The sequence below is a fragment of the Pseudomonas sp. PME37.24/025 genome, from assembly GCF_055556615.1.
In genome coordinates this window covers 1-240 of record NZ_JBVHNK010000458.1, presented here as the reverse complement: position 1 = coordinate 240, position 240 = coordinate 1, and the positions used below count along the sequence as shown (strand labels likewise).

The following is a 240-nucleotide window of genomic DNA, read 5'->3' as shown; positions in this document are numbered from 1 at the left end:
GCTCCTTCTGCGGGGCCGCGTAGTGCACGTTGTTCGTCGCGAGGACGGGAAGGCCGCGCTCGGCGGCAAGAGAAGCGAGCAGGTCGTTGTGGGCCGAATCGAGCGGGCTGCCGTGGTCGATGAGCTCCACCTGCACGGACTCGGGTCCGAACAGATCGACCAGGCGGTCGAGCGCGCGGGCGGCTCCCGCCGGACCCTCGGATGCCAGAGCCTGACGCACGCTCCCCTTTCGGCATCCGG

Annotated in this window: 1 protein-coding gene; it reads right to left on the bottom strand. The window is 70.4% G+C overall.

The window, feature by feature from the left end; all coding sequences use genetic code 11:
* A partial coding sequence (locus ACZ3HH_RS31075) for a hypothetical protein (RefSeq protein ID WP_465810565.1) occupies nt 1–220 on the bottom strand: 220 nt, incomplete at its 3' end.
* Nucleotides 221–240 lie beyond the last annotated feature (20 nt).